The following is a 3,696-nucleotide window of genomic DNA, read 5'->3' as shown; positions in this document are numbered from 1 at the left end:
CTTCTGCCGCTTCAGCACGCCTTCGTCGTCGCGAGCGCAAGAACATCACTTCGGGCGTCGCACACGTCAACGCGTCGTTCAACAACACCATGATCACGATCACGGACGCGCAGGGCAACACGATTGCCTGGTCGTCGTCGGGTTCGCAGGGCTTCAAGGGCTCGCGCAAGTCGACGCCGTACGCCGCCCAGATCGCTGCCGAGGACGCGGGCCGCAAGGCTCAGGAACACGGCATGAAGACCCTCGAGGTCGAGGTCAAGGGTCCCGGTTCGGGGCGTGAGTCGGCTCTGCGCGCTTTGCAGTCGGTCGGTTTCGCGATCACCTCGATCCGCGACGTCACTCCGATCCCGCACAACGGCGTTCGCCCGCCGAAGAAGCGCCGCGTCTGATTTATCAGGACGGCATTCTTTCCGGGCAGCCTTTTCGAAGGGTAACCTTCCAGAGGTTCGTCCAGGAGGCGTAAACTACCGCGCCTCCGGTTGCCCGTCGTTCCGGGAAAGCCGACCGTAGAGCCATCATGGTCGGTAAAGCATGGGAACGGCGGCCGAAATTGCCGAGATCCTTCCTGATTCGGGAGGGGTATCGGCTTTTCTGCGTTGGCAGGCCGGGGTGGCGCGTCAACCCGATGGCATGAGGTTACAAGACGTGATCCAGAAGAATTGGCAGGAGCTGATTAAGCCGAACAAGCTCGACATCCAGCCGGGCGACGATCCGCAACGGGTCGCGACCGTGGTTGCCGAGCCGCTTGAGCGCGGTTTTGGTCTCACTCTCGGCAATGCGCTGCGCCGCGTGCTGCTGTCGTCGCTTCAGGGTGCCGCCGTCACCTCGATCCAGATCGAAGGTGTCCTGCACGAGTTCTCGTCGATCCCCGGTGTTCGGGAAGATGTTACCGACATCGTCCTTAACATCAAGACAATGGGTCTGCGCCTCCACGGCGACGGTCCCAAGCGGATGCGCCTGCGCGCGGAAGGCCCTGGCGAAGTCACGGCCGGCATGATCGAAACCGGTCCGGACATCGAAGTGATGGACCCGGAACTGGTGATCTGCACGCTCGACAACAGCGCCCGCCTCGTGATGGAGCTGACGGTCGAGAACGGCAAGGGCTACGTTCCGGCCAGCCAGAACCGTCCGGAAGACGCACCGATCGGCCTGATCCCGGTCGACGCGCTGTTCGCGCCGATCCGCAAGGTCTCCTACAAGGTCGACAACACCCGCGTCGGTCAGGTCACCGACTATGACCGGCTGTCGATGCAGGTCGAGACCAACGGCGCCGTTTCGCCGGAAGACGCGGTGGCCTTGGCCGCCCGCATCCTCCAGGACCAGCTCCAGCTCTTCATCAACTTCGAAGAGCCGACCCATGCGGTCGCCGAGGAGCGGGGCGAAGAGCCGCCGTTCAACAAGAACCTTCTGCGCAAGGTGGACGAGCTGGAACTGTCGGTCCGGTCGGCCAACTGCCTGAAGAACGACAACATCGTCTATATCGGCGATCTGGTGCAGAAGACGGAAGCGGAAATGCTCCGCACTCCGAACTTCGGCCGCAAGTCGCTGAACGAGATCAAGGAAGTCCTGTCGCAGATGGGTCTGCATCTGGGCATGGAAATCCCGAATTGGCCGCCCGAGAACATCGAAGAGCTGGCCAAGCGTCTCGAAGAGCCGTACTAAGCACCACCTACTACCATCACATCCCGTCCACCGTACCGGCACCCGCATTTCGGCGGGCCGGGCGGTGGATTTCACCATCGGTTTCGTGAGCGAAGCCACGCCAGAGGAAGGAGCACGCAATCATGCGTCACGGTATGAGCGGTCGGAAATTCAATCGCACCTCCAGCCACCGCAAAGCCATGTTCAGCAACATGGCCGCGGCGCTGATCAAGCACGAGCAGATCAAGACCACCCTTCCGAAGGCGAAGGACCTGCGTCCGATCGTCGAGAAGCTGATCACGCTCGGCAAGAAGGGTGGCCTGCACAACCGTCGTCTGGCCTATGCTCAGCTGCGTGACGATGTCGTCGTCGCCAAGCTGTTCGGCCCGATCGCCGAGCGCTACAACCAGCGTCCGGGCGGTTATACCCGTGTCCTGAAGGCGGGCTTCCGCTATGGCGACGCGGCGCCGCTGGCGTTCATCGAGCTGGTCGATCGCGATGTCGCCGCCAAGGGCCTGGACAGCGGTCCGGTCCAGGTCATGGACGAGGACGAATCCGAGGGTTGATCTGTCCATCCCCGGGGTGACACAAAGGAAGGCGGCTCCCTTGGGGCCGCCTTTTTTGTTATGCAGCTTTCACCATCTTTATAAATATCCAGTTCGTCCCAGGGGAAACGCCATGGCAAGTATACGCTCGGCACTGGCAGCATGCTGTTTATTGCTGGCTGCATGCGCGCCGACAGGCAAGGCCTCGCACCGAGACGTTTCCAATCCGCCGCCTCCAGCCGGTGAGAGTCTCGGTCACCGGGATGGATCGCCGATCGATCCTCCCAGTGATGAGTTACGTGGGAATTCGACCCAGGACGACCGATACTCATGCCGCCGGTCCTGCAATCGGGACTATTCGGTCTGCTCGGATACCGCGGCGGCCCGGCGCGACGATACCGGTCGGACCAGGTCCTATTCGGCAAGCACCTGCGAGCGTCAGTTGAACATGTGCTTCACACGCTGCAATTAGTCTTTCAGACGCCATGAGACGCCGGCGCCCCTTCCTCCTTCGCTGCCGAATGCCTAAATGCCTTCCATGATGTCGCCGCTCCATCCCCTTCGCCTGATCCTCGTCCTCGCAGTCCTCCTGGGGCTTGGGGAAACCGGGTATGCCCAGCAGCGGACGCTGCCCGACTCCCGCCAGCAGATCAGCCTGTCTTTCGCTCCGCTGGTCAAACAGACGGCGCCCGCCGTGGTCAACATCTACACCAGGCGCGTCGTCCAGCAGCGGGTCTCGCCGCTGTTCGACGATCCTTTCTTCCAGCGCTTCTTCGGGCAGTCCAATCCCCTGGGCATGCCGCGCGAGCGGGTAGAGCGGTCGCTTGGCTCCGGCGTGCTCGTTGCCGCCGACGGGCTGATCGTCACCAACGATCATGTCGTCAAGGACAGTGACCAGATCACGGTCGTTCTGGCCGACCGGCGCGAGTTCGAAGCGAAGGTCGTTTCAACCGACTCCAAGACCGATCTCGCTATCCTGCGGATCACGCCGCCACGGGGAGAAAAGCTGCCGTTCCTGGCGCTGCACGACAGCGACGAACTCGAAGTCGGCGATCTGGTCCTGGCGATCGGCAATCCGTTCGGCGTCGGCCAGACCGTGACAAGCGGGATCGTTTCCGCTCTGGCGCGGACGGCGGTCGGAGTCAGCGACTTCAACTTCTTCATCCAGACCGATGCGGCGATCAATCCCGGCAACTCGGGCGGCGCGCTGGTGTCGATGGACGGACGGCTGGTCGGCATCAATTCCGCCATATATTCGCGAAGCGGCGGTTCCCTGGGTATCGGCTTCGCGATTCCGTCGAACATGGTGCGGACGGTGATCGATGCGGTGGCCGGCGGCGGCAAGCTGGTCCGGCCCTGGCTCGGCGTCGACGGGCAGACGGTCACGGCGGATATCGCCAGTTCGCTTGGATTGAGCCGGCCCGCCGGTGTCCTGGTCAACGCGCTTGACCCCAGGAGTCCTGCAGCCATCGCCGGATTGCGGGTCGGCGACGTCATCACGTCGATCAAC

General features: G+C 62.8%; 4 protein-coding genes. All 4 read left to right on the top strand.

The features are described from left to right. Positions 1 to 389, top strand: a 389-nt coding sequence (gene rpsK, locus AC5JJ6_RS04160; RefSeq protein ID WP_496040837.1) for a 30S ribosomal protein S11, incomplete at its 5' end; no start/stop codon positions are given. Between the two features lie 256 nt (positions 390 to 645). Further along, positions 646 to 1,662 (top strand): DNA-directed RNA polymerase subunit alpha, encoded by a 1,017-nt coding sequence (locus AC5JJ6_RS04155; RefSeq protein ID WP_496040836.1) that lies wholly within the window; start codon positions 646 to 648, stop codon positions 1,660 to 1,662. A 122-nt stretch (positions 1,663 to 1,784) separates the two neighbouring features. Then, the gene (gene rplQ, locus AC5JJ6_RS04150; RefSeq protein WP_496040835.1) at positions 1,785 to 2,207 is read left to right on the top strand and encodes a 50S ribosomal protein L17; all 423 of its coding nucleotides are present in this window, start codon (positions 1,785 to 1,787) and stop codon (positions 2,205 to 2,207) included. A gap of 508 nt (positions 2,208 to 2,715) precedes the next feature. Continuing rightward, a partial coding sequence (locus AC5JJ6_RS04145; protein ID WP_496040834.1) for a trypsin-like peptidase domain-containing protein occupies positions 2,716 to 3,696 on the top strand: 981 nt, incomplete at its 3' end.

The sequence above is a fragment of the Skermanella sp. genome (genome assembly GCF_059503625.1).
Note: the sequence above shows the minus strand (reverse complement) of the source record. Positions and strands in the feature narration are given on the sequence as shown.

Excerpts from the sequence above, each read along its gene's own strand:
- rplQ (WP_496040835.1), top strand. The coding sequence starts at position 1,785 with ATGCGTCACGGTATGAGCGGTCGGAAATTCAATCGCACCTCCAGCCAC.